The following is a 4,928-nucleotide window of genomic DNA, read 5'->3' on the forward strand; positions in this document are numbered from 1 at the left end:
AAAAAGCGGTAAGGTGGGCAATGCTCACCCTACTATTTCTATTTTCGCTTGGTCAGGCTAGAGACTAACCCTAATCCTCCTAATCCTAACAAGGCAACAACGGAACTCAGTGCAGATCTGGTAGGGTGTGTTCCCTCATGCAAGTCCTACCGCTGCAGCGATCAATTTTGGGGAACGCACCATGCTCATTGATTAAAGTAAATGATAATAATCTAAAAACGTCTAGGCACAGCGACGGACGGGAGTGCGATCGGTTATGATGGAGTTGTAAATTTTTGTTACGAAGTGCAGTCAGATTGAACAATTGGTGCTGAAATCTTGGGGAAAAGCTGATGTTATTTCGGCTGATTGTCAGGAATCCACAAAACGGGGTGATCTGCAGAAACTTTCGGCATATCCTTGCTCTCCTTATTCGGAAAGTTTCTGGATAATTAATAGAGAGTAGAAAAAGTAGTAAAATAGTCCAATACGCGTAAAACATGAACAAAACATGACTACTCTATTGCAAAAAGCATTCACAGAAATCCAGAAACTGCCAGAGCATCTTCAAGATGAACTTGCTCAACAATTGCTGGAAGATATTGAAGGTGAATTAAAATGGCAGAAAAGCCTTTCCAACGAGGATCTGGAATTGGGAGCTTTAATAACAATGGCACAGGAAGCTCTGATAGAAGAACAAGCGGGGAGAACAGAAGATAAAGGCTTTGGGGAAGAATGAAGTCATCCAGAACCAAGAGGTTTCGTCAACTTTTTCTAAGTTTGCCGCAAAGGGTATAAGAAACAGCCAAGAAAAATTACCAGATTTGGAAAGAAAATCCATTTCACCCCAGCCTAGAGTTCAAAGAGGTGAAACCAAGAGAAAAAATCTGGTCAGTCAGAGTCGGCATTGGATGGCGAGCATTAGGGATTAAGAATTCAGAGGAAGAAAAGATAGTTTGGTTCTGGGTTGGATCGCACTCCGAGTATGACAAGATTCTAGGTAAGAATTAGAAGCGATCTAACAAATCACTGCACCCGACCTTATGCTAAAGTTATCTAAATCATCCCAAGTCATTGGCGGCGGGTGATGGGCAACGTTAGACCTACACCCTCTGATTGTTAACGATGACTATAATCCTAGAGAGGATTCTTTTTTTCCTATCACTGCATAGAAGGGATCAGCAACCATAATTCCTAACATTTGCAGGAAACTGGGGGTAGTAGCAGGACGAACGATCGCCTGTACTTCCCTAAATCCCGCCACCGATTTAAAATAGGATTTCACTAACGCTACCCGGCCTAAATCGCTATTATCGCGCCAAGCAGCGATCGCTTTTTGGTAAAACATCCGATTGGAAAAACTAACCACCACCAGACCATTAGGCTTTAAAATGCGATACAGTTCCGCAAAAATCGCCTCTGGATACTGCAAATACTGCACCGACACCGTGATTAACACCGCATCAAAAGAACTATCCCCTAGGGGCAATTTTGGCTGTGCATTCAGGTCCTGGACAAAATAACTATGCAAGCGGGGATTTTTGGCTAACTCCTCCCCATTCATCCCGTGACCTTCGATATGCTCAAATTCCATCTCCTCCGGTAAATGGGACACCCAGCTGCTCATCAGGTCTAAAATACGCGTATTCGGCGATAAGATCTCTCGGTAGAGAGCGGTTAATCGATCGATAAAACCCTCATCCACGTGGGTGACGAAGCGGGGAAAAGCATAAAAATCGCTGTCTTTGGTCGGATCGAGTTTAGTTCTTTCTTCAGGTCGGAGCATTTTTGTCAAGTTAATTTTACTATTCTTAACATAGCCCAGAGACAGAAAAAAGGGTTAACCGAACTGGTCAAAGTTAGATGGCACAAAGAAGACGATACCCTGAACCCAGGCCAAAGATTTACACCTCATCTCGACCTACTCCAGATAACTGAGTATGTCAAGTGTTGGATATTCCCTTAGAATGTAAAATGTAAAGACTGTAGATACATAAGGTTAATTCATGTTTTGGGCCGACAAAATTGCTGCGGATGCACAAATAAACCAAGTTGTCAACGATTCAAAAACACCGTCTGGAAGAGTTCATGTTGGATCGTTGAGAGGGGTTGTGATCCATGATGTGATTGATCGAGCCTTGAAACATGGTGGTAAATCATCGAAATTCCTCTATGGTGTTGATGATTATGATGCACTTGATACTGTTCCCCATTATCTCGATCGAGAGAAGTTTGCACCTTACTTAGGGTTTCCCCTTTGCAATGTCCCTTCACCGGACAATAGTGCCAGCGATTATGCAAAGTACTTCATGGGGGAGTTTCTAGAGGTTTTCGAGCATTTGGGGGTTAGACCAGAGGTTTACTACTTGCGTGATCTATACCGCTCAGGTCGCTTGAATTCCTACATTGATACCTTCCTCAAAAACGCTCATTTGGTCAGAGAAGCCTATCTAGAGGTAAGCAAAGCGCGTCGGCCAGATAACTGGTATCCCTTTCAGATCGCTTGTGAAAATTGCGGCAAGATTGCAACAACGGTTGTGTCAGATTATAACGGGTCAGAAGTTTTCTACACTTGCAAACCTGATGCAACGGATTGGGTTCAAGGTTGTGGTCATTCAGGCTGGGTTTCTCCTTTTGATGGCAATGGTAAATTACCTTGGAAAGTTGAGTGGGTGGCAAAGTGGGATCTATTGGGAATCACCATTGAGCTTGCGGGTAAAGATCACTCCCAGAAAGGAGGATCTAGAGATGTTGCGAATGCAATTTGTCGAAAAGTGCTACGAAAACAGCCACCTTTCCATTCACCCTACGAATTCATTTTGGTCAATGGCACGAAGATGAGTTCATCAAAGGGGGTTGGTTCAAGCGCCAAAGAAATCGCTGAGTTACTTCCTCCTGAGCTACTTCGATTTTTAATGCTACGAACTCAGCCTAAGACGGTTATTAACTTTGCGCCCAATTATGAAACGACAACCAGGCTATTTAGAGACTACGATTCTCTAGCTGATAAGTATCAAGCTTTATCAGCAGATGCCCAGCAAGAATCTGCTTTGCCTGAAGAGTTAATGCCATTGTTTTACTCTCAACTTGATGGAGCAATTAAGCCTTACCATCCTGTTGATCTCAGCACGCTGATTTCTTTACTGCAAGTGCCTCACCTCGATATTCGTCAAGAGATTGAAAAACGTAGTACTCAGCCTTTAAGCGAATATGATTGGCAAATTGCCAATCAAAGGATTTCAGTTGCCCAAAAATGGTTGGCGGACTATGCTGACGAAGAAGAGAAATTGGTTCTTTATCTTGACAGGGTTCCTGAGAAAGTTAGGGACTTGACTCAAGAGCAGGTTGCTTATCTCAGACAGCTAACTCATAGCTTGACAGATGTTAAGGTTTGGGAAGCTGACGAATTGCAAACAACTTTATTTGCAACAGCAAAAGAGTTAGAAATGCAGCAACCCCTTGCATTTAAAGCTGTTTATTTATCGTTCTTAGGTAAAGAGCGTGGGCCAAAAGCTGGAGCTTTGCTGTCATATTTAGAGCGGGATTTTGTGATTACTCGTCTTCAAGATGTTGTGCAAATAAATGAATCTCAGCTTGCTCTTATTTCTGAATAGACAGAAAAAAGGGTTAACCGAACTGGTCAACCCCTAGGCTTGGGAACGCGCTGTAAATCTTAGCTTTGAACGACTAGCTTAACGTTAGCGTTTTGCAGACCGCGCTGTTTCACTTCGGATAGGGTTTTGTTCACAGCGTATTTTTGGTTGATCGAGTTGATCAATTCGGTTTGATTGTGTTTTTTGGCCACACCCCAGAGGTCAGCGATTAAATCGAAACTGCCGTCGGTATTGCGGGACCAACCGAGATCATATTCGCCATCGAGAACAGCAACGATGTCGGAGCGAACCCGTTGACCGTTGTAACCACGAACATCAGCTTCGGTTTTTACGCTAATACCGAGGTCGCGGAGAGAAGCTTTGAGGATTTCGGCATCGGTGATTTTGGTCCGGAGAGTGCTAAAATGAGACATTGGAATTTCCTCTTTGTAGATAAGAATCAACAACAACAGATTGAGAGTTAAAGAGTGCCGCCAAGCGGCTTTTCGAGGCATTGCTAGTCCCTGAGAACTAGCCTTTCATCCCGTTGGGAGCGGGCGAAAGTCTGTTAGAACTCCAATCGCTGGTACTCAGCGACGGAGGCCGAAGCAGGTCGGGCGCGTTGTCTGGCCCAATCACGCAGGGCAGTTACCTGTTCGGTCATGGTGCGAGATAGGGGCAGAGTCGCCTTAATCGCCGCAATAATGTCTAATTGCGTGAATTCGCGATCTTGGGCGAAGGCCTCATACATGGCGGCAATCAGCGCCTGTTCTATTTCCGCACCGGAAAACCCATCGGATACCTTGGCTAACTGCTCCAAATCGAAGCGAGAAATGTCGGAGCGTCGTTTAGTCAGGTGAATATTAAAGATATCTTGTCTTTCTTCGGAATTGGGCAAATCGACAAAGAAGATTTCATCGAAGCGCCCCTTGCGGAGAAATTCCCCGGGTAGCCGTTCAATCCGGTTAGCTGTGGCCATGACGAAGACGGGTGAGGTTTTTTCCTGCATCCAAGTCAGGAAGGAGCCGAAGATGCGGCTAGAGGTTCCCCCATCGGAATCGGCGGATCCTGTGCCACCGGCAAAAGCTTTATCTAATTCATCGATGAAAAGAATGGCCGGAGAGATGGATTCAGCAGTTTTTAGGGCATTACGCAGGTTAGCCTCGGACCGTCCCACCCTGGAACCATCGTAAACCCGTCCCATCTCTAAGCGCAGGAGCGGTAAACCCCAGAGGCGCGAGGTGGTTTTAGCGATTAAGGACTTACCACAGCCCGGCACTCCTAAAATTAGCATCCCTTTCGGTTGGGGGAGTCCGTAACCTCTGGCTCTTTCTGTAAAGGCGTTCGATCGCTGTT

At 45.1% G+C, this 4,928-nt stretch carries 4 protein-coding genes and 2 pseudogenes; 3 read left to right on the plus strand and 3 right to left on the minus strand.

The window, feature by feature from the left end; genetic code table 11:
• Window positions 1–490: 490 nt before the first annotated feature.
• The gene (locus PX636_RS12660; RefSeq protein WP_004162441.1) at window positions 491–718 is read left to right on the plus strand and encodes a hypothetical protein; all 228 of its coding nucleotides are present in this window, start codon (window positions 491–493) and stop codon (window positions 716–718) included.
• Window positions 715–990: pseudogene (locus PX636_RS12665) on the plus strand (ParE family toxin-like protein). The gene PX636_RS12660 and the pseudogene PX636_RS12665 overlap by 4 nt, the downstream one beginning before the upstream one ends.
• 118 nt (window positions 991–1,108) lie before the next feature.
• Here PX636_RS12665 and PX636_RS12670 read toward each other — a convergent pair.
• Window positions 1,109–1,765 (minus strand): class I SAM-dependent methyltransferase, encoded by a 657-nt coding sequence (locus PX636_RS12670; protein WP_002756909.1) that lies wholly within the window; start codon window positions 1,763–1,765, stop codon window positions 1,109–1,111.
• Window positions 1,766–1,985: 220 nt separating this feature from the next.
• On the opposite strand from PX636_RS12670, the gene lysS reads away from it, so the two are divergent.
• Window positions 1,986–3,593: a lysine--tRNA ligase gene (lysS, locus tag PX636_RS12675; RefSeq protein WP_288117456.1), complete on the plus strand. Its 1,608-nt coding sequence runs from the start codon at window positions 1,986–1,988 to the stop codon at window positions 3,591–3,593.
• A gap of 59 nt (window positions 3,594–3,652) precedes the next feature.
• Here the strand turns inward: lysS and PX636_RS12680 are convergent, their stop codons facing one another.
• Both PX636_RS12680 and ycf46 read right to left on the minus strand, forming a co-directional pair.
• Window positions 3,653–4,006, minus strand: coding sequence for a DUF1257 domain-containing protein (locus tag PX636_RS12680; protein WP_002731874.1), 354 nt, complete (start codon window positions 4,004–4,006; stop codon window positions 3,653–3,655).
• 134 nt (window positions 4,007–4,140) lie between these two features.
• Window positions 4,141–4,928: pseudogene (ycf46, locus tag PX636_RS12685) on the minus strand (stress-responsive protein Ycf46); the annotation flags it as partial.

Source organism: Microcystis sp. M53598_WE2, assembly GCF_030067735.1.
Lineage (GTDB): Bacteria > Cyanobacteriota > Cyanobacteriia > Cyanobacteriales > Microcystaceae > Microcystis > Microcystis aeruginosa.